We start from the raw sequence: 20,519 nt of genomic DNA on the forward strand, positions 1-20,519 counted from the left end.
AATTTTCTACGAGATGCGTGGGAGTTCTGCTACGAGGATGGGTGGATGTCGCAGGGGTAGCGGTGGGCGGGGCGGGTACTCGGGGCGTCCCGATGTGTGAGGAGGCGACACCGTGACCGGGACCACCGAGACCAGGCCCACGCGATTCGTGCGCTCCGCGCGATCCGCGCGTCCGGGGCCGGGCGAACACGACCACCACTCCGTGGGCGAGCTGGTCGGGCAGGCCACCGAACAGCTCTCCCTGCTCGTACGACAGGAGGTCGCCCTCGCCAAGGAGGAGCTGGCCGAGAAGGGGCGGCGCGCGGGACGCGGCGGCGGGCTGCTCGGCGCGGCCGGCGCGGTCGCCTATGTGGGGTTCATGACCCTCGCCGCCGCCGCGGTCGGGGCGCTCTCTCTCGTGCTGGACGTGTGGGCCGCCGCGCTCATCGTCATGGCCGTGCTGTTCGTGATCGCGGGCGTGCTGGCCGTGCTCGGCCGTGCGCAGCTCCGCCGGGCCACCCCGCCCAGGCCGGAGCGGGCCATGGACAGCGTGAAGGCGGACGTGGACGAGATCAAGGGGAGGGCCCGGCGATGACACAGGCATCGAGCAGCACCGACGGTGCGGTGGGTGCGAAGGGTCCCGACGAACTCCGGCGGCAGATCGAGCAGACACGGGCGCAGCTCGGCGACACGGTCGAGGAACTGGCCGCCAAGGCGGATGTGAAGGCCAGGGTGCACGCGGCCCAGGCCGATGTACGGGCGAAGGCCCACTCGGCGTGGGAGCGGGTGCCCCGGGAGATGCTGATCGTGGGCGGGGCGGGTGTCGCCGTGGCCACGGTGGGAGTGCTGGTCTGGCGCCACCACCGTTAGGAGGGCGCGCCGGGTCGCCTTCCCGGACGCCACGCGAGGACCGCGCGACGGGTGCGGGAGGGGGCGGGGAGTCAGGGGGACCTTTGGCCTGCCCGCGTGCGGCAGCTGCGGGCGGCCCGGTTCGTGTGCGCGGACGCCGGTGCGTGCGGCGCGGGGGCGGGCCGATCCCGGACGCGCCGGGTCATGGCCGACGGGCGGAACCACGCGGTCGGACGGCAGCCGACCGCCGCCCCTGCGCGGTGCCGGGCTGTAGTGGGTTGTGGCGAGCGGGTGGTGCTGGGCGACAGCCGTCCGCCGAGACTGCGCGTGGCCGGGGCGGTGGGCGGCGACCGTCCACCGTGATCTGTGCGATGCGGGGCGGAGGTGGGCCGTGGCGTGGGCGTTCCTGGGCGGCAGTCGTCCGCCGGGACTGCGCGTGGCCGGGGGTGGTGGGCGGCGACCGTCCACCGTGATCTGTGCGATGCGGGGCGGAGGTGGGCCGTGGCGTGGGCGTTCCTGGGCGGCAGTCGTCCGCCGGGACTGCGCGTGGCCGGGGGTGGTGGGCGGCGACCGTCCGCCGTGAGTGTGCGATGCGGGGCGGAGGTGGGCCGTGGCGCGGGCGTTCCTGGGCGGCAGTCGTCCGCCGGGACTGCGCGATGCCGGATGCCGGGCGGTAGCCGACCGCCGTGAGCAGGGGGCGCCAGGTGCGGCCGACCCCGCCCGTGTCGACGCCGATCGGCCGCCCCCCGGCGTCCCTCCGCCCCCTCGCCCCGCGCCCATCGCGCCTCCGACGCCCACGCCCCGCCCCGCCCGCAGCCGATTCCCCGGCTACGGGCGGGGGAGACCCCCGGGTTCAGCCCTTCGTCAGCGGGTCCCGGTCCCTCGGGGCCGTGTCCGTCCTGGCGCGAGCCTCTCGCAGGGCCCGCAGTCGGGACGGCCACTTGCGGGTGTCCCGGGGTTCGACGTACGGCTCGTCCGTGGCGGAGCGGCCCTCGGCGATGGCCCGCTCGCGCGAGAGTTCCGCGTCGAATTCGAGGCCCAGCAGGATCGCCAGGTTGGTGAGCCAGAGCCAGACGAGGAAGACCACGGCACCGGCGAGGGTGCCGTACGTCTTGTTGTAGGAGCCGAAGTTGGCGGCGTAGACGGCGAAACCGGCGGACGCGGCGAGCCAGATCAGTGTGGCGACGATGCCACCGGGGCTGACCCAGCGGAAGCCCCGGCCGCGGACGTTGGGCGCCGCCCAGTACAGCAGCGCGATCATCAGCGTCACCAGCACCAGCAGCACCGGCCACTTCGCGATGTTCCACACCGCGATCGCCGCGTCGCCGAGCCCGATCGTCGTGCCCGCGCGCTCGGCCAGCGGCCCGGTCAACACCACGATCAGCGCGCTCGCCGCCAGCATCACCATCAGCACCAGGGTCAGGCCGATCCGCAGCGGCGTCACCTTCCACGCCGGCCGGCCCTCCGGCAGGTCGTACACCGCGTTGGACGTACGGATGAACGCGGCCACGTACCCCGACGCCGACCACACCGCCGCCAACAGGCCGACGATCGCCAGCAGTCCGCCCGTGCCGCCGCTGTCGCTCAGCTGGACCACCGCGTCCCGCAGGATGTCCCGCGCCGGGCCGGGCGCCAGGTCGCCGATGTTGTCCAGGATCTTGTCGGTCGCTTGCTGTCCGACGACGCCCAGCATCGACACCAGCACCAGGATCGCGGGGAACAGCGACAGGACGCCGTAGTACGTCAACGCGGCCGCCCGGTCGGCGAGTTCGTCGTCCTGGAACTCCTTGGCCGTGCGCCGCACCACCGCCCACCACGACCGTTTCGGCAGCCCGGTGGGGCCGTCCACGCCGGTCCCCTCCTCCGCCCCGGGCCCGGCCCTCGTCCCGTCCTTCGCCCCGGAATCCGGTTCCGTCCCCACCCGCTCGGCCTCGGGCCGCTTCTCGTCCATGACCGGGCGGGTCTCCCGAAAGCGGGGCCCGAATCGCGGAGTTGGCCTGAATCATGGTCGAGGTCGAAAGGCGGTCGGCGCACGCACACCGAGCGCCGTGATCAGGGGAGGTACCGAAAACTCGGATCGTCTGGACAAGGAAAGTTTTCGGTGAGAGGGTGGGGTCATGTTGGACGTCACCGTCATCGAGGACCCCGAGGCCGCGGCGGTCTCGCTGGATCCGATACGTGCCCGGCTGCTGGCCGAGCTGGCGGCCGGGCCCGCCTCGGCCGCCATGCTGGCCGGGAAGGTCGGGCTGCCGCGTCAGAAGGTGAACTACCACCTCAAAGCGCTGGAGCGGCACGGCCTCGTCGAGCTGGCGGGAGAGCGGCGCAAGGGCAATGTCACCGAGCGGCTGATGCGGGCCACCGCCGCGTCGTACGTGATCTCGCCGCTCGCGCTCGCCGCCGTCCAGCCCGATCCCGACCGTTTCCGGGACCAGCTCTCCGCGCGCTGGCTGCTGGCGCTCGGGGCGCGGCTGGTCCGGGACGTCGGGTCGCTCGTCACGGGCGCGGCCCGGGCCCGCAAGGGACTCGCGACCTACGCGCTGGACGGCGAGGTCACCTTCGCCTCGGCCGCCGACCGTGCCGCGTTCGTCCAGGAGTTGACGGCCGGGGTGAGCGCGCTCCTGCGCAAGTACGACGCGCCCGGCGCCGAGGCCGGCCGGGCGCACCGGATCGTCGTCGCCCTCCACCCGACGGTCAAACCGCAGTCCGCCGACCGGCCCGCGCCCGCCCCGTCGCCCGACCGGCCGGCGCAGGCGCCCCTGTCCGACCGGCCCACCCGGATCCCCCTGCCCGACCGGACCGGACCGTCCGGTCGGTGAGACCTGTCGAGGAGCACGTCATGCCCAAGGAATTCGAGATCGCCCGGGAGTTCGAGGTCGACGCCACCCCCGCCGAAGTGTGGGAGGCCGTCACCGCCGGGACCGGCGGGTGGCTGTGGCCGATGGAGGCCCCCGAACCGCGCGTCGGCGGCAAGGGGCCCTTCGGCTCCGACGTCATCGCCTGGGATCCGCCGCACCGGTACACCAACCGTGTCGAGGACGTCGAGGGCATCTCCGAACAGACCCTCAACCAGCTGGACTACACGATCGAACCGCGCGACGAGGGCGAGCGGGCCTGGGTGCGGTACGTGCACAGCGGCATGTTCGTCGACGACTGGGACAACCAGTACGACGGCGCCGCCAAGCACACCGGCTTCTATCTGCACACCCTGCGCCAGTACCTGACGTGCTTCAGGGGCCGTCCGCTCACCGCGTTCGCCACCTTCGACGGGCCCGAGGCGGCCGGGGCCCCCGACGCGCTCGTCACCGTCGGACGGGCGCTCGGCCTCGCGGACGACACACCCGAAGGGGCCCGCGTCCGGGTCGAGGGTCCCGGCGGGCAGCCCCTCGACGCCGTACTCGACTACCGCGACCCGTACTTCATCGGTCTGCGCACCGACGACGCCCTCATCCGCGTCTTCGGCCGCAACCACTGGGGCCACCGGGTGGGCATGAGCGTCCACGACTTCGCGCCGGGCGCCGACGCCGGGGCGGACGAGAACGCGTGGCAGGGCCGGCTGAACGGCATGTTCAGCCGGCCCTGAGGACACGACGTGTTCAGCCGGCCCCGAGCGCGGGGACTACGGCTCGAACCGCACCACCTGCGGGTCGTGGTCGCTGATCTGGTCGTTGAACTCGGCGTTGATGTGCACGCTGTCGTACGTGAACCCGGTGGCGCGCCGGACCGAGCGGCTGACCAGGATCTGGTCGAGGACCTGCGCGTTGCCCTGGAAGACGTACGAGTAACGCTCCCGCTTCGGCAGCGACTTGATCGCCGACCACAGGACGCCACCGTCCTCCAACTGCTTCGCGGTGTCGGAGAACTCGAAGTCGTTGATGTCGCCGAGCGCGATCACGGACGCCTTCTTGTCCTTCGCCAGGACCTGCTTGACGAAGGTGTTCACGGCCTTCGCCTGCAGGTGGCGCTGGGTCTCCGAGCTGCGCTTCGGCGGCTGGAACTCCGAGTGCAGCGCCTGGTCGCCGCCCTTGGACGCGAAGTGGTTCGCGACCACGAAGACGGACTTGCCGCGGAAGGAGAACTCGCCGACGAGCGGCTTGCGGCTGTTCGTCCAGGCCGCGTTCGCCGGGTCGATGCGGCCCGGGGCCACCGTCAGCCGCGCCTTGCCGTTCACCTTCGTCACGCCGACGGCGGTCGTCGCGTCGCCGCCCGCGCGGTCGGTGAAGGAGACCCGCGCGGGGTTGAACAGGAAGACCTGGCGGATGTTGCCGCCGGGCTCACCGCCGTCCGCGAGGTTCACCGGGTCGATGGAGCGCCAGTCGTACGCCGGACCGCCGGCCGCCTTGATCGCGTCGATCAGCTTCTTCACGGTCTTGTCGGCGGCGACCGTACCGTCGTTGGTGGCACCGTTGTTGTCCTGGATCTCCTCCAGGGCCACGATGTCGGGCGACTGCAGGTGGTGCACGATCGCGGCCGCGTGGTCCCCGAAGGAGGCGTCCGAGGGGTCCAGGTTCTCGACGTTGTACGTCGCCACCGCGAGCTCGCCGCGCGCCTGCTTCTCCGTCGTCTCGCGCTCCAGACCGCCCTGCTTGAGGGTGCCGATCCGGTTGGCGACGAGGGTGTAGCCGCCGAACTGGTTGTAGTCCAGCGGGCCGGCCGTCGTGCCCTTCAGCACGTCGCCGACGTTCGCCTTCGGGAAGTCGGCGACCGCGCCCAGCGACTGGATCTGCAGCCGGCCGGTGTTCTGCGAGGTGTAGGAGTCGTACAGCGCGCCACCGCGGCGGTTGTCGTTCTCCCGGGGCTTCACCGTGACCCACAGCTCGGTGAACGGGTCGCTGGCACCGACCACACGGGTGTCGGCGACCTGGACGTTCATGCCTTCCAGGGACTCGTAGTAGTCCAGGGCGTACGTGGCCGGGGCGAGCTTCAGGCCGTTGATCGAGCCGGCGGCGGCGGGGTCGCCGGCCGGGACGTACTTCTTCGGCACGGACTTGGTGTCGACGACGGTCGCGGCCGGGACGGCGTTGCCCGTGGAGACGACCGTGATCGTCGGGCGGGAGATCTGCGTCACAGACTGGTTTCCGGACGAAGTGCCACCCGGTATGAACTCGCCGACCGTGCCCGCGACCGTCACCGCGTCGCCCACCGAGACCGTCGGCCGGGAGCTGGTGAAGACGAAGACACCCTCGCTCGTGGCGGGGTTCGCGTCCGCCTCGGGGTCCTGGATCCAGAAGCCGCGCGAGCCGTAGGTGCGCACGCCCGTGACGATGCCCTGCACCCCGGCGACCTGCTGGCCGACGAGCGGGGACGTCCGGGTGGTGCCCTGGATGTCGTGGATACGGATGGAGTCCGCCTCGGCGGGCGAGGTCAGGACCACGGCGGACACGGTGGAGCAGATGGTGGCGACGGTCAGCGCGCCGATGCGCGCAGTTCTCTTGCTCGGCAAGGGGATCCCTCCGGGGACGTACGTGGCGCCGGGACGAGAGTGGACGGGGTGGCCTGCGACCGGTGGGGCGGTGCGACGCGCGTAGAAGCCGGCGGACCTATCAACTCCGACAGTCCTGCCTGTGGGAGCCCCGGAATCGTCCCAGAGCTACCCGTGAGTTTCTACGCGCGTCAATCTCCTGCCTGGTCAGGTCAGTTGTCAAGGTTTCGGCCATGTCCAACTCCTGGCAGGTACATGAACCGGGCGGCATGGGTCCAAATCCGTCTAGGCTGAGCGGCTGCGTACCCGTGCCCGTACCGGTAGGCGTTCGCGTAGCCGTAGGCGTACGCGGAGCGCGTACGGAAGCCCCCTCGCGGGGGCGCACCCGTCGCTCGGCAGTCGTTCGTCAGCACCCGTTCCGAGGAGATCCCCGCCGATGTCAGACAGCTCGCCACTGCCGCCGGTGCGGCTTCTTCCCGCAGCGGAGCTGGCGCGAGAGGCACTCGCCACCCCCTTGCTCTCGCGCGCCGCGCGGCTCGCCCGCTGGGCCGGGCCCGACACGCGGGTGGGCACCGGGGGCGAACTCGTCGACGAGCAGCTGCCCGCCGCCGCCGAGGCGCTCGGGCTCGTCGGAGCGGGCGCCGGGGGCGACGACGGCGACGACGCGGCGGCGTCGGCCAGTGAGGCGTGGCGGGTGGCCGTGGACACCGGGCTCGTCGAGATCGTCAACCCCGAGGGAGCCGACGGAGCCGAGGGGGCCGACGGGCCCGGGGGAGCGGGGGAGGGGACGGTCGCCGTGGGCGAGGAACTCGCCCTCCTCACCTCCGGTGGGCCGCAGGACGTGCTCGGCATCTGGCTCACGGCCCTGGAGACCGTCCTCGCCGACGCGGCCGTGCCCGACCTCGACGGCCTCGTCGACGCGATGGAGGCCGGCGGCGAGATCGACTTCTCCGAGCTGGACTGGGACCCCGAGGCCGAGGCGGAGTTCCTCGACGGGGTGCTCGGCAACCTGTACCTCCTCACCGTCAGCGAGGACGGCCCCGACGGGCCCGTGCCGCTGCCCGCCCTCGCCGCCTCGATGATCGTCCCCGACGACATGGGGGAGCCCACCAACGACGTACTGGAACAGGTCTCGGACGCGATGATGCGGCTCGACGACCAGTTCCGGGTGCTGGAGCCGATCGGGCTGGTGGAGTACCAGCCGGTGGACGAGGCGCTGATGACGGACGCGGAGGAGGCCGCCGCCGAGGGGCAGGGCGGCGCGGCCGCGGTCGACGACACCGATGTCACGCGGTACGGCATGGTCCGGCTCACCCCGCTCGGGCTGTTCGGGGTGCGGGCCCGGCTCCTGGAGGCCGGCGTGCCGGCGCCGGCGGTCGGGGACCTCGTCGACAAGGGCGCGGACGCGCTGCTGGACGGCACCGCAGGGTTCCCGCCGGCCGCCGCCCAGGCCGAGACCGAGCAGTGGCTCGCCCGCCGGGAGCCGTCGGCCGCGGCGCGTGAGCTGCTGTCCGCCGCGCGGGGCACCGACGCCGGCGCCCCGCTGCGGCGGCTGCGCTGCCAGCAGGCGCTGTCCCTGGTGGGGGGCGTGGCCGAGCCGGCCCTCCGGGAGGTGCTGGACGACCCCGAGCTGGGCGGGCTCGCCCGGGTGTGGCTGACCGAGCACGGGGCCGCCGATGTGCCCGTGCCGTCCGAGGCGATGGTCTTCTGGCTGACCATCGACACGGTCGCCGCGCAGCTGGCGGCCGAGGGGAACTCCGCGGAGCTGCGGGCGCTGGTGGAGGGGCTGGCCGCGCAGCACGGCTCGTTCTTCGCGGCGGCGTGGCGGGTGGATCATCCCGCCACGCCCGATGTCCTTGAGGCGATGGGGCGGATCCATCCCGACAAGAGGGTGGCGAAGGAGGCCCGTAAGGCGGCGTTCAAGGCGCGGTCGCAGAAGGGGACGGGGGGTGCCGCGCAGTAGGTCTGGGTGCCCGGTGGTTCTGGGGTGCCCGGTGGTTCGGGCGCCTAGGGGGGCGGGGGTGTGGGTGCGTGGGCGGCTGCGGGTCCGGTGGGGGCTTGTCGCGCAGTTCCCCGCGCCCCTGAAAGCATCAGGCCCCTGCGGGCCTGAAAAGCCCGGGTCCCTGCGGGCCTGAAAAGCCCGGGTCCCTGCGGGCCTGAAAAGCGTGGGCCCTTGCGGGACTGAAAAGCGTGGGGCGTAGCCCTCGCTTTTCAGGGGCGCGGGGAACTGCGCGACCAGCCCCCACCGAGCCGCACTCGCCGACGTGCCCGGACGTCCCGGACATGAGGCGGTGGTTCACCGAAGACACCGGGCACCCTTCTCCCCGCGTTCAGGGCGTGTTCAGGCGCGGGCGCGACCGTGGCGCGACACCTCGGGTCCGCCCCCACGGTCCTCCACCGCCACACAGGAGACAGCATGCCGCTCACCCGCAGGGACTTCGCCGGACGATCCGCGGCCACCGGAGCCGGTGTCGTGCTGGCCGGAAGCGTGGGCGCCCTGGCCACCGCGCCGAACGCCCTCGCCTCTACGGACCCGGACCGCACTCCGGAGACGCCCCTCCGCAGCGAACACGCGGCGGCACGAGTCGGCTACGGCCCCCTCGTGCCCGACCCCCAGGGCATCCTGGCGCTGCCCGCCGGGTTCACCTACCGCATCCTCACGTACAGCGGCAGGACCAAGCTGGAGTCGGGCGAGTTCACCCCCGGCAAGCACGACGGCACCGGCGCCTTCCCCGGCCCCCGCGGCACCACTCTCCTCGTCAACAACCACGAGCTGAAGGGCCCCCGGGCCAACTGGGAGTTCCCGGTGCCGCTCACCGAGGGGCTCGTGTACGACCCGGCGGCGGCCGGCGGCTGCACGGTGGTGGAGGTACGGCCGGGCGGCCGGGTCGCCGAGTGGGTCGGCATCGCGGGCACGTCCACCAACTGCGCGGGCGGCAGCACCCCGTGGGGCACCTGGCTCACCTGTGAGGAGAACTCCGACCGGGCCGGCGTCAACGGCATGACCAAGGACCACGGCTACGTCTTCGAGGTCGACCCCTGCGACCGCCGCGCCAACCGCGCCCCGAAGCCGCTGAAGTTCTTCGGACGCTACGACCACGAGGCCGTCGTCATCGACCCCAAGCGGGGCCACGCCTACCTCACCGAGGACGCGGCCGCCCCCAACGGCCTCTTCTACCGCTGGACCCCGCCCAGGGGATTCACCTACGGGCCCGGGAGGCTCCGTACCCTCGCCGACGACGCGGGCGTCCTGCAGGCCCCCCGCTGCTACGACTCCGGCGGCCGCTTCGTCGACGACCTGTCCCGCGCCACGCGGATCGGCACGGTGTACGGCGTCGACTGGATCGACGTGCCCGACCGGGACGCCGGGACCGTCGCCGTCCGCAAGCAGTTCGCCGACTCCGAGATCACCCGCGCCCGCAAGCTGGAGGGCATGTGGTGGGGCGACGGCGGCGCGTACGTCGTCTCCTCGTACGCCCGTGCCGAGAGCCCCGTACGGCACGACGGCCAGGTCTGGTTCTACGATCCCAAGCGCCGCACCCTGACCCTGAAGGTCCTGCTCGGTGTCAACCCGGACCCGTCCGTCGACGGTGCCTTCGACGGCCCCGACAACATCACCGTCTCCCCGTACGGCGGCATCGTCCTCGCCGAGGACGGCGAGGGGATCTCGCACCTCTTCGGCGCCACCGACAGCGGCCGGACCTACCCGATCGCCCGCAACGATCTCAATATCGGCACCGAGGAGGAGCCGGAATACAGCGAGTTCGCCGGGGTCACCTTCTCACCCGACGGAAAGACCCTGTACGCCAACATCCAGACGCCGGGCATTCTGCTCGCGATCACCGGCCCCTGGAAGCGGCAGAAGCGATAGCGGGAAGCGGCGGTTAATTCATTGGCCCGGCCCGTGGTACGCCTCCTAGAGTGATGCACGTCCAGGTGCGAAGGCAGGACCTACTTCCACTCATCATGGGGCGGCCGCGGGTTCGAGTCCCGCCACCGGCACCAACACGCCGGTGTAGCTCAGGGGTTAGAGCACCTACGTCGGTTCCGCCGGCTTCGATCTCTGGACACCTCATGCTTCACGCACCTCCCGGTGCGTTTCGATCTCGGGAGGCGCGGCAGACGGTGGGTGCCCGGTGCGCAGGCAGCGGATACTTCGGGAACTGATGGGGAGAAATCCTCGTGCGGGTTCGAATCCCGTCACCGACGTCCGGTCGGTGTGGCGGAACGGAAGACGCGCCAGTGATAAGAACCGCCGCCGACTTCGACCTCGGACACCCTCCCTCTGCCGTGCCTCCCCCGAACCAGAATTCAGAAATCAGGAACAGGGATTCCCCGCACGACGTGTGCTGCGGCGAGGAATTCGGGGGAGTTCATCATGGCGCGATTCAACACGAAGGCCGGCACGGCCCGGCCCGCCTCCCGTGTCACCTCCACGGGGCGGGTCCTCCGTACCTACGAGGGCGGCAGGGGCCGTGAGCGGGACGAGCGCTCCGAGCTCTTCCTGCTGTCGATCGCCAACTTCGTGGCGCAGAAGACCTTCTACGAGAGCGCCGAGGACCGGGACGAGCGGTTCGCCGCGCTGGTGCGCCGGCTCGCCGTCACCGACCCGGCGTGGACGGCCGGCCTGCTCGGCTGGCTGCGCGGCGAGGGCAACCTCCGTACGGCCTCCCTCGTGGGTGCCGCAGAGTACGTGAAGGCGCGGCTCGACGCGGGTGTCACCGACGGCCCCACCAACCGCGAGGTCGTCGCCTCGGTGCTGCGGCGCCCCGACGAGCCCGGTGAACTGCTCGCCTACTGGACCTCGCGGTACGGCCGCAACCTGCCCAAGCCCGTGAAGCGGGGCGTCGCCGACGCCGTACGACGGCTCTACAGCCCCAAGACGCTGCTGAAGTACGACACCGCGTCCAAGGGCTACCGCTTCGGCGACATCCTGAACCTGGTGCACGCGGCACCGGACCCGGACAAGCCGTGGCAGGGAGACCTGTTCCGGTACGCCCTCGACCGGCGCCACAACCCGGACACGGCCGTCGTGCCCCGGTCGCTGCCCATGCTCGCCGCGCACCGTGACCTGATGGAGCTGCGGCCCGCGAAGCGGCGCCGGGTCGTGACCGGCGCCGGGGGCGCCCAGCGGCTCGCGGACGCGGGTCTCACCTGGGAGGCGCTGGCGGGCTGGCTGCAGGGGCCGATGGACAAGGCGGCCTGGGAGGCCGTCATCCCGTCCATGGGCGCCATGGCGCTGACCCGGAACCTGCGGAACTTCGACGAGGCCGGTGTCGGCGACGAGGTCGCGGCCCGGGTCGCGGCGCGGATCAGCGATCCGGCGGAGGTCGCGCGGTCGCGGCAGTTCCCCTTCCGCTACCTCTCGGCCTACCGCCACGCGCCCTCGCTGCGCTGGGCGTACCCGCTGGAGCAGGCGCTCGGCCACTCGCTGGCCAACGTGCCCGCGCTGCCCGGCCGGACCCTGGTCCTGGTCGACCGCTCGGGCTCGATGTTCCACTCGCGGCTGACCGACCGTTCCTCGCTCACCTACGCGGACGCGGCGGCGGTCTTCGGCACGGCGCTCGCGCTGCGGGCGGCGCACGCGGATCTCGTCGAGTTCGGGAGCACGAGCCGGGTGGTGCGGTTCGGCGCGGGGGAGTCGGTGCTGAAGATCGTCGGCCGGTTCGGCGACCTGGGCGGCACCGACACCACCGAGGCCGTCCGCCGGCACTACAAGAAGCACGACCGGGTCCTGATCGTCACCGACGAGCAGGCCACCTACAGCCACTACGGCGATCCGACCGCGCGGATCCCGGCCGACGTCCCCGTCTACACCTGGAACCTCGCCGGGTACCGGGCGGGCCACGGCCCCTCCGGCACGGCGAACCGCCACACCTTCGGCGGGCTCTCCGACGCGGCCTTCCGCATGGTGCCGCTGCTGGAGGGGGCGCGGCGGGCCCAGTGGCCGTGGGCGGCCGGGTGACGCCGGTCCGCGGACCGGCGTTCCACGAGAACGGGGGATGAGTGTGGCCCGTGTCCCAAGGGGGACGCGGGCCACACTCTTGTTCGGCGGCCGCACTGGCATCTAACATTTCAGTTCATGGAGGCCATACGACCGGTCGCGCGCACCCTGCTGAGGGACCGCGCCTACCAAGCCATCCGGGACGCCATCGTGGCCGGCGAGATCGAGCCGGGCGCGGTGGTGCGCGACGCCGAGTTCGCGGAGCTGCTGGGACTGTCCCGGGCGCCCGTGCGGGAGGCGTTCTCCCGGCTGGTGGACGAGGGGCTCCTGGAGAGCAAGCCGCAGAGCTACACCCGGGTCACGGCCGTCGTCGCCTCCGACGTGCGGGACGCCGCCGCCGTGGTCGGGGCCATGCACGAGCTGGTCGCCCGGACCGCCGTGCCCCGGCTGTTCGCGGCGGACGTGGAGATGATGCGCTCGGCCAACGAGCGGTTCGCGGCGGCCGTCCGCACGGGCGACGTCGACGCGGCCCTGGTCGCCGACGACGAACTGCACGACGTACTCGTCCGGGTGAGCGGCAACCGCGCGGCCGCCGCCACCGTCGCCCGCTACACCCCGCTCATCCGCCGCCTGGAGCGGCGGCGCTTCGGCGAGGGCGGCAACTGCCGCTCGGCCGGGCTGCACGAGCAGCTGATCGCCGCCTGCGCGGCCGGCGACACGGACGGGGCGGTCCGCGTCACGGCGGAGATCTGGCGCGGCCTGGCCGCCCTCGCCGACGAACCCGACGAGCGGAGCGAGCAGGGCCGGCAGAGCGAGCCGGCGGGCGGCGCCTCCGCCGTGTCCACCGGACCGTCGGAGGGTCTGTCCGCCGTGTCTGCCGCGGCGGAGAGCGGTGCGTCTGTCGCGTCCACCGGGGCGGAGGCCGGTGCATCCCCCGTATCTACCGGGGCGGAGGCCGGTGCGTCCCCCGCCTCCGCCGAAGAGGCGGGCCATGCTTCTCCCGCCTTCACCGAAGAGGCGGGCCATGGTTCCCGCGTCTCCGCCGAAGAGGCGGGCCATGCATCCCCCGTCTCCGCCGAAGAAGCGGGTCATGCGTCTTCCGCCTCTGCCGAAGAGGCGGGCGGCGCTTCCCCCGTCTCCGCCGGACAGGCCGGCGGCGTTTCCGCCGGGTCCGCCGACGAGACCGTCGGCGCGTCCGCGCGGCGGCTCGGCCATGAGCCCGCCCATCAGCACGCCCACCAGCCCGCCCGCGAACCGGGCGACGTGCCCGTGCGCCGAGCGGACCGCTGACCCGACCGACCCGCGCCCCCGCCCCGTCCCGTCCGTCCCCGCTCCGCCGCACCCCACCTGGGAGAACCCGTGTCCCTGTCTTCCTTCGAGCGCTACCCCCTCCTCTTCGGGCCCTCGCCGGTCCACCCGCTGGAGCGGCTGACCGCGCACCTCGGCGGAGCCTCCGTCTGGGCCAAGCGCGAGGACTGCAACTCCGGTATCGCGTACGGCGGCAACAAGACCCGCAAGCTGGAGTACCTCGTCGCCGACGCGCTCGCCCAGGGCTGCGACACCCTCGTCTCCATCGGCGGTGTGCAGTCCAACCACACGCGCCAGGTGGCCGCCGTCGCCGCCCGCGCCGGGCTCAAGTGCGTGCTCGTGCAGGAGAGTTGGGTCGACTGGCCGGACTCCGTCTACGACAAGGTGGGCAACATCCTGATCAGCCGGCTGGCCGGCGCCGACGTACGGCTCGTCCGGGCCGGATTCGGGATCGGCTTCAAGGAGAGCTGGGAGCTGGCCCTCCGGGAGGTCGAGGAGGGCGGCGGCAAGCCGTACGCCATCCCGGCCGGCGCCTCCGACCACCCCCTCGGCGGCCTAGGCTTCGCCGGCTGGGCGTACGAGGTCGCCGATCAGGAGCGTGAGCTGGGCGTCTTCTTCGACACGGTGATCGTCTGCTCGGTGACCGGCTCGACCCAGGCCGGCATGGTCGCCGGCTTCGCCGCGCTGGAGGAGGCGGGCGGCAGGCCGCGCCGGGTGATCGGCATTGACGCCTCGGCCAAGCCGACCACCACCCGGGAGCAGGTCGCCCGCATCGCCCGGAACACCGCCAAGCTCATCGGTGTCGAGCGGGAGCTGACCGTGGACGACGTCGAGCTGGACGAGCGCTACCACGCCGGGATCTACGGGGTTCCGGACGACGCCACCCTCGTCGCCATGCAGCTCGCCGCCCGCACCGAGGGCATGGTCACCGACCCCGTGTACGAGGGCAAGTCGATGGCCGGGATGATCGATCTCATCGAGCGCGGTGAGATCGGCCCGGAGTCGACCGTGCTCTACGCCCACCTCGGCGGCCAGCCCGCGCTGAACGCGTACAGCGGAGTGATCCAGTAGAAGGCAGGGGCTCCGCCCCACCCCTCGCCGGCCGGCCGGGCGCCCTCCGCACGCGGGAGGCGCCCGGCGTCACGTACGCGCGTCTCAGAGGGCCTGCGCCGCCGGCTTCACCATCCCCCTGACCGTGCGGGACTTCACGAAGTCGCCCATCGCGGTCATCTCCCACTCACCGCTGAACTGCTTGATCAGCTTGGCCATCATCACGCCGGTCTGCGCCTCGGCGTTGGTGAGGTCGAAGCGGACCAGCTCCTCGCCGGTCGCGGCGTCGAGCAGCCGGCAGTAGGCCTTGGCGACCTCGGTGAACTTCTGGCCGGAGAACGAGTTGACCGTGAAGACCAGGCCGGTGACCTCCTGCGGCAGCCGTCCGAGGTCGACCACGATCACCTCGTCGTCCCCGCCGCCCTCGCCGGTGAGATTGTCACCGGAGTGCTTGATCGCGCCGTTCACGATCGACAGCTTGCCGAAGTAGCAGCTGTCGATGTGGTTGCGCTGCGGGCCGTACGCGATGACCGACGCGTCGAGGTCGATGTCCTTGCCCCGGTACGCCGGCTCCCAGCCGAGCCCCATCTTGACCTGGGAGAGCAGCGGGCGGCCGCCCTTGACGAGGGAGACCGTCTGGTTCTTCTGCAGGCTGACGCGGCCCTTGTCCAGGTTGATCTTGCCGGTGCCCGGGGCGGGGGCCGGGGGTGCGGCCGGCGGGGCGGGCGGGACCGGGGGAGCCATGACACGCGGGTCCATGGCGGGGGCGGGCGGGGCCGCCGGGACATGCGGGGCGGGAGCGGGCGGGACGGGAGCCGGCTGGGCGGCCGGGGCGGGTTCCTCCACCGTGACCCCGAAGTCCGTCGCGATGCCCGCGAGACCGTTCGCGTATCCCTGGCCGACCGCGCGGGCCTTCCACGCGCCGTTGCGCAGATAGATCTCGACGATCACCAGGGCGGTCTCCGTGCCCAGCTGGGGCGGGGTGAAGGTGGAGATCACGGAGCCGTTCGCCGCGTCGCGGATCGTCGCCGTCGGTTCGATGCCCTGGAAGGTCTGGCCCGCCGCGTCCGGGCTGGCCGTGACCACGATCTTCTCGATCCCCGGGGGCACGGCCGAGGTGTCCACCGTGATCGAGTCGGGCGTGGCGCCGCCGCCGGAGCGGTACGTCACGCCCGGGCCGGACGGCTGGTTGTAGAAGATGAAGTCGTCGTCCGAGCGCACCTTGCCGTCGGCGGTGAGCAGCAGGCCCGACACGTCGAGCCGCACGGGGGCGGAGACGTCCACCGCGACGCGGGTGACGGGCAGCGGGATGTTCGAGCCGGGGGTCATAGCGGTCATGCGTGGTGAACGATTCAGGCCGCTTTACCGTTCCCTTACCCGGGCGCGCCCGGCGGCCGTTCGGGTCAGCGGCGGTTGCGGGGGTGCTCCCGGGCCGTGCGTTCGTTGCCCCGGCGGTAGTTCCCGGTCCAGCGGGCCATGACCAGCTGCGGGTCGCCCGCGGCCACCTCGGCGAGGAACCGGGCAGCTCGGGGGCCGCGCAGCGTCGTGGCCGCGCGGCCGTGGTGGTCGATCGTCACGGTCTGGTCGGCGTGCTCGGTGTAGGTGAATCCGCTGGGGCGTGGCATGTCCCGGATGGTAGGGGCGGCGGCACCGGCGGCCCAGCGAATTTCGGTCGCCCGCCGAGCCGCCCGGCCACCTCCCTCGCCGCCCCCGCCCCCTCCCGGGACCCCACGGCCGCACGCCACCTACGCCGCCTGCGCGACCCACGGCACCTATGGGCACCTACGGCACCCCCTGCACCACCCACTACGGCACCACGACGATCTTCCGGCCCACCCCCGACGCGAACTGCTCCAGCGCCTCGGGATAGCGCTCCAGCGGCACCCGGTCGCTGATGAAGACGTCCGGGTCCAGGACCCCGCCCGCGAAGAGTTCCGCCGCCCGCTCGAAGCTGTGCAGCACGGCCATCGACCCGGTGATGGTGATCTCCTGGTTGTAGATCCGGTACGGGTCGATCGTGACCCGGGTCGCGTAGTCCGCCACCCCGAACTGCAGGAACGTGCCCGCCTTGGCCACCCGCCCCAGGCCGTCCTGGATCGCCGCCGCGTTGCCGGTCGCGTCCACGACGACGTCCCAGCCCTGCGGCCGGTCCAGCTCGTCGGGGCCGGCGGCGGCTCCCGAGACGCCCAGCCGTCGCGCCGTCTCCAGACGCGCGGGGTTCACGTCCACCATGTCCACGCTCGCCGCACCCGTCCGCTTGGCCAGCTCCAGCATCATCAGCCCCATCGTCCCGGACCCGTAGATCAGGACATGGGCGCCCAGCCGGGCGCGGAGCACGTCGTAGCCCCGTACCGCGCAGGACAGCGGCTCCACCAGCGCCGCGTCCTGGGTGCGGACGTGGTCCGGCAGCCGTACGCAGTTCGCGACCGGTGCCACCGCGTACCGCGCCGCGCCGCCGGCCGTGGTGACCCCGATCGCGGCCCAGCGCTCGCACAGGTTGTTGTGGCCGGTACGGCAGTAGCGGCACTCGTGGCAGTACAGGGACGGGTCGACGGCCACCCGGTCGCCGACGGACAGTTCGGTGACCCGGCCACCCACGCCCACCACCTCGCCCGCGAACTCGTGTCCCGGAACGATCGGCAGCTTCGGGGCGAACTCGCCCTGGAGGATGTGCAGATCGGTCCCGCACAGTCCGCACGCGGCGACCTCGACGACGACGTCTCGGGGCCCCGGCGCCGGGTCCGGGACCTCGGTGACGACGGCCCTGCCCACGGACTCGATGACGGCGGCCTTCATTTGACGGCTCCCAGGGAGAGGCCCTGGACGAGTTTGTCCTGGGCGGCGAACCCCGCGGCGAGCACCGGCAGGGAGATCACGAGCGACGCGGCGCACACCTTGGCCAGGAACAGGCCCTGGCTGGTGATGAAGCCGGTCAGGAAGACGGGGGCGGTCTCCGCCACCACGCCCGTCAGCACCCTCGCGAACAGCAACTCGTTCCAGCTGAAGATGAAGCAGATCAGGGCCGTGGCGGCGATCCCGGGGGCCGCGATCGGCGCCACCACACGGGCCAGCACGGTCGGCAGCCGGGCGCCGTCCAGGTGCGCGGCCTCGATGACCGCCACCGGCACCTCCGCCAGGAAGGACTGCATCATCCACACGGCGATCGGCAGGTTCATGGAGGTGTGGAGGACGACGAGCAGCCAGATGTTGTCGAGGAGACCCGTGTTCCTCGCGAAGAGGTAGATCGGGAGCAGGCCCGCCACCAGCGGCAGCATCTTGGTGGAGAGGAAGAAGAACAGGACGTCCGTCCACTTCTTCACGGGGCGGATCGACAGCGCGTACGCCGCCGGGAGGGCGAGGAGGAGGACGAGCAGGGTCGAGGCCAGGGAGGCCACCGTGGAGTTGATCAGCGCGGGCCAGGGGCTCGCCCCGCCGTCCACGCCGAAGAACTCGCGGTAGCCGTCCAGCGTCAGCGCCGCCGCGAAGGACGGCGGGTTGGTCGCCGCGTCCGACTCCGAGTGGAGGGACGTCAGCGCCATCCAGGCGACGGGCAGGAAGAACACGACCCCGGCGAACCAGGCCAGCAGACCGGCCCCCTTGCGTCGTACGGCGTTCATGAGCGCCCCGCCTCCTCACGGAACAGCGACGAGACCACGCGCAGCGCGAACGTCGCGATGACGAGCGAACCGATGACGACCAGGACCCCGGCGGCCGAGGCGAGACCGTTCTCGTGGGCCTGGTAGAAGGTCTGGTAGACGGTGTACGGGAGGTTCGCGGTGCCCAGGCCGCCCGAGGTGATCGTGAAGACCGCGTCGAAGTTCTGGACGATGTGGATCGAGCCCAGCAGCGCGCCCAGTTCGAGGTAGCGGCGCAGGTGCGGGAGCGTCAGGTGACGGAAGATCTGCCAGTCGCTCGCCCCGTCGACCCGGGCGGCCTCGATCTGCTGCTGGTCCCGGGACTGCAGTCCCGCCAGCAGGATCAGCATCATGAACGGCGTCCACTGCCACACCAGCGATGCCTCGACCGCGAGCAGCGGGGTGTCCGAGATCCAGTCCGGCTGGGGGCCGCCCACGTAGTGCAACAGCCCGTTGAACAGGCCGTACTCGGGGTTGTAGAGCACATGTTTCCAGAGCAGGGCGGCCGCCACCGGGACCACCAGGAAGGGGGCGATGAGGAGGGTGCGGACGATGCCCCGGCCCCGGAACCTCCGGTCCAGGAGCAGGGCCAGCAGCAGGCCGAGGACGAGACTGGTGAGGACCACGGCGACCGTCAGCAGGATCGTCGTCCCCACCGAGCGGCGCAGGTCGGGGTCGGTGAGGACCTCGCCGTAGTTGGCGAGGCCGGCGAACGCGCGGGCGTCGGGATAGAGGGAGTTCCAGTCGAAGAAGGAGATCACCAGCGTGGCCACGAACGGGAGTTGGGTCACGGCGATCATGAAGATCAGGGCGGGCAGGAGCGGGGCGCGGGTGGCCCAGGCGCGCAGCCGGGCGTTCGGCGCGCCCAGGGTGCGGACGGGGGTCGCCGCCCTCGGCGCCGTCGTGGTGGCGGTCATCGTCCCTCGTACTCCTCGGAGGTCTGCTCGGCGAGCGCCTGGGCCTTCCGCAGGGCCGACGCCACGGACTGGTGTCCGGCGATGGCCGCGCTGATCTCCAGGGACACCTTGGTGCCGAGGTCGGTGAACTCGGGGATGCCGACGAACTGGATGCCGGGGGCGGGGCGCGGCTGCACGCCGGGGTCGGTGGGCCGGGCGCCCTCGATGGCCTCGCGGGTCATCTCCTGGAAGGCGGCGGCCTCCTCGCGGTAGTCCGCGTTCGTGTACGTCGACGCGCGTTTGCCGGCGGGCACGTTCGACCAGCCGATCCGTTCGCCGACCAGTTCCTCGTACTCCCTGCTCGACGCCCAGGAGACGAACTTCCATGCCTTGTCGGGGTTCCGGGACGCCTGCTGGATGCCCCAGGCCCAGGTGTAGAGCCAGCCGGAGGACTCGGTCCGCTCGACCGGGGCCGGTGCGTAGCCGATCCTCCCCTTCACCGGGGAGTCGTCGGCCTCCAGCGAACCGGCCGCCGACGTGGCGTCGTACCACAGGGCGACCTTGCCCTGGGTCATGTTGTTGAGGCACTCGGCGAAGCCGGCCTGGGCGGCGCCGGATTCGCCGTGCTCGCGCACGAGGTCCACGTAGAACCGGGTCGCCCGCCCGAACTCGGGGGAGTCCAGCTGCGCCTTCCAGTCCTTGTCGAACCAGGTGCCGCCGAAGGTGTTCACGACCGTGGTCAGGGGCGCCATGACCTCGCCCCAGCCGGGCAGGCCGCGCAGGCAGATGCCCTTCATGCCGTCCTCGGCCCCGTCGGCCTTCGCGGCGAGGTCGGCGACCTGCCGCCAGGTGGGACGCTCGGGCATGGTCAGCCCGTGCTCGGCGAAGACGTCCTTGCGGTACATCAGGAAGGACGACTCGCCGTAGAAGGGCTGCCCGTAGAGCCTGCCGTCGTCGCCCGTCAGGGACTCGCGCATGGGCGCGAGAATGTCCTGCTGGTCGAAGCCCGGGTCCTTCGCGACGTACGGGTCCAGCTCCGCCAGCCAGCCGTTGCGGGCGTAGATCGGTATCTCGTAGTTGCTGAGGGTGGCCACGTCGTACTGGCCCGCCTGGTTGGCGAAGTCCTGGCTGATCTTGTCGCGGACGTCGTTCTCCGGCAGCACGGTGAAGTTCACCCCGATTCCGGTCTCCTCGGTGAAGTGGGCGGCGGTGAGCCTCTGCAGCTCCTGCATCTGCGGGTTGTTGACCATCAGCACGTTGATGGTGTCGCCGCCGGATGCCGCCCCGCCCGCTCCGGTCCAGCAGCCGGAGAGAAGGGGGGCGAGCAGCGCCCCCGCGGCGGCCGCGGCGAGCGTGCGCGGCCTCCGTCGGCTCGCGATGCGCATGGATCACTCCTGAACGTTTGGGGGATTTCGGGAGATAAGGGGTGTCGGACGGTG

General features: G+C 72.2%; 16 protein-coding genes and 1 pseudogene. 9 read left to right on the plus strand and 8 right to left on the minus strand.

Annotated features, from left to right (window positions below):
- Positions 1-148: 148 nt before the first annotated feature.
- Together PYR72_RS36710 and PYR72_RS36715 are read left to right on the plus strand one after the other, a co-directional pair.
- Positions 149-574, plus strand: a complete 426-nt coding sequence (locus tag PYR72_RS36710) for a phage holin family protein (protein ID WP_275460618.1) — start codon at positions 149-151, stop codon at positions 572-574.
- Positions 571-849: a DUF3618 domain-containing protein gene (locus PYR72_RS36715; protein ID WP_013004562.1), complete on the plus strand. Its 279-nt coding sequence runs from the start codon at positions 571-573 to the stop codon at positions 847-849. The genes PYR72_RS36710 and PYR72_RS36715 overlap by 4 nt, the downstream gene beginning before the upstream one ends.
- 832 nt (positions 850-1,681) lie before the next feature.
- Here the strand turns inward: PYR72_RS36715 and PYR72_RS36720 are convergent.
- On the minus strand, positions 1,682-2,779 hold the full coding sequence (locus PYR72_RS36720) for a YihY/virulence factor BrkB family protein (RefSeq protein ID WP_275459292.1): 1,098 nt from the start codon (positions 2,777-2,779) through the stop codon (positions 1,682-1,684).
- A 166-nt stretch (positions 2,780-2,945) separates the two neighbouring features.
- Here PYR72_RS36720 and PYR72_RS36725 point away from each other — a divergent pair, with 166 nt between their 5' ends.
- Both PYR72_RS36725 and PYR72_RS36730 read left to right on the plus strand, forming a co-directional pair.
- Positions 2,946-3,644 (plus strand): winged helix-turn-helix domain-containing protein, encoded by a 699-nt coding sequence (locus PYR72_RS36725; RefSeq protein WP_275459293.1) that lies wholly within the window; start codon positions 2,946-2,948, stop codon positions 3,642-3,644.
- A 20-nt stretch (positions 3,645-3,664) separates the two neighbouring features.
- A complete protein-coding gene (locus tag PYR72_RS36730; RefSeq protein WP_275459294.1) occupies positions 3,665-4,408 on the plus strand; it encodes an SRPBCC domain-containing protein in 744 nt (247 codons plus the stop codon).
- A 36-nt stretch (positions 4,409-4,444) separates the two neighbouring features.
- Here PYR72_RS36730 and PYR72_RS36735 read toward each other — a convergent pair whose 3' ends face one another.
- Entirely contained in the window at positions 4,445-6,268 is a 1,824-nt protein-coding gene (locus PYR72_RS36735; RefSeq protein WP_275459295.1) for an endonuclease/exonuclease/phosphatase family protein, read from the minus strand.
- A 415-nt stretch (positions 6,269-6,683) separates the two neighbouring features.
- Between PYR72_RS36735 and PYR72_RS36740 the strand changes: the two genes are divergently transcribed.
- From PYR72_RS36740 to PYR72_RS36760, 5 genes and pseudogenes are all read left to right on the plus strand, one after another.
- On the plus strand, positions 6,684-8,210 hold the full coding sequence (locus tag PYR72_RS36740; RefSeq protein ID WP_275459296.1) for a hypothetical protein: 1,527 nt from the start codon (positions 6,684-6,686) through the stop codon (positions 8,208-8,210).
- A gap of 453 nt (positions 8,211-8,663) precedes the next feature.
- Positions 8,664-10,118, plus strand: a complete 1,455-nt coding sequence (locus PYR72_RS36745; protein ID WP_275459297.1) for an alkaline phosphatase PhoX — start codon at positions 8,664-8,666, stop codon at positions 10,116-10,118.
- Positions 10,119-10,625: 507 nt separating this feature from the next.
- Positions 10,626-12,212, plus strand: a complete 1,587-nt coding sequence (locus PYR72_RS36750) for a TROVE domain-containing protein (RefSeq protein WP_275459298.1) — start codon at positions 10,626-10,628, stop codon at positions 12,210-12,212.
- A gap of 117 nt (positions 12,213-12,329) precedes the next feature.
- Positions 12,330-12,968 (plus strand): annotated as a pseudogene (locus tag PYR72_RS43015) (GntR family transcriptional regulator); the annotation flags it as partial.
- A gap of 582 nt (positions 12,969-13,550) precedes the next feature.
- Positions 13,551-14,570, plus strand: a complete 1,020-nt coding sequence (locus PYR72_RS36760) for a 1-aminocyclopropane-1-carboxylate deaminase (protein ID WP_013004572.1) — start codon at positions 13,551-13,553, stop codon at positions 14,568-14,570.
- Between the two features lie 84 nt (positions 14,571-14,654).
- Here the strand turns inward: PYR72_RS36760 and PYR72_RS36765 are convergent, their stop codons facing one another.
- From PYR72_RS36765 to PYR72_RS36790, 6 genes are all read right to left on the minus strand, one after another.
- Entirely contained in the window at positions 14,655-15,878 is a 1,224-nt protein-coding gene (locus tag PYR72_RS36765) for a TerD family protein (RefSeq protein WP_275460619.1), read from the minus strand.
- 74 nt (positions 15,879-15,952) lie between these two features.
- Positions 15,953-16,174: a hypothetical protein gene (locus tag PYR72_RS36770; RefSeq protein WP_275459300.1), complete on the minus strand. Its 222-nt coding sequence runs from the start codon at positions 16,172-16,174 to the stop codon at positions 15,953-15,955.
- A 181-nt stretch (positions 16,175-16,355) separates the two neighbouring features.
- A complete protein-coding gene (locus PYR72_RS36775) occupies positions 16,356-17,345 on the minus strand; it encodes a zinc-dependent alcohol dehydrogenase family protein (protein ID WP_275459301.1) in 990 nt (329 codons plus the stop codon).
- Positions 17,342-18,166, minus strand: a complete 825-nt coding sequence (locus tag PYR72_RS36780) for a carbohydrate ABC transporter permease (RefSeq protein WP_275459302.1) — start codon at positions 18,164-18,166, stop codon at positions 17,342-17,344. Before PYR72_RS36780 ends, PYR72_RS36775 begins: the two co-directional genes overlap by 4 nt.
- On the minus strand, positions 18,163-19,101 hold the full coding sequence (locus PYR72_RS36785) for a sugar ABC transporter permease (RefSeq protein WP_275459303.1): 939 nt from the start codon (positions 19,099-19,101) through the stop codon (positions 18,163-18,165). Before PYR72_RS36785 ends, PYR72_RS36780 begins: the two co-directional genes overlap by 4 nt.
- Positions 19,098-20,465, minus strand: a complete 1,368-nt coding sequence (locus PYR72_RS36790) for a sugar ABC transporter substrate-binding protein (RefSeq protein ID WP_275459304.1) — start codon at positions 20,463-20,465, stop codon at positions 19,098-19,100. The genes PYR72_RS36785 and PYR72_RS36790 overlap by 4 nt, the downstream gene beginning before the upstream one ends.
- Positions 20,466-20,519 lie beyond the last annotated feature (54 nt).

The sequence above is a fragment of the Streptomyces sp. VNUA24 genome (assembly GCF_029167005.1).
In the GTDB taxonomy this organism is placed as follows: domain Bacteria; phylum Actinomycetota; class Actinomycetes; order Streptomycetales; family Streptomycetaceae; genus Streptomyces; species Streptomyces scabiei.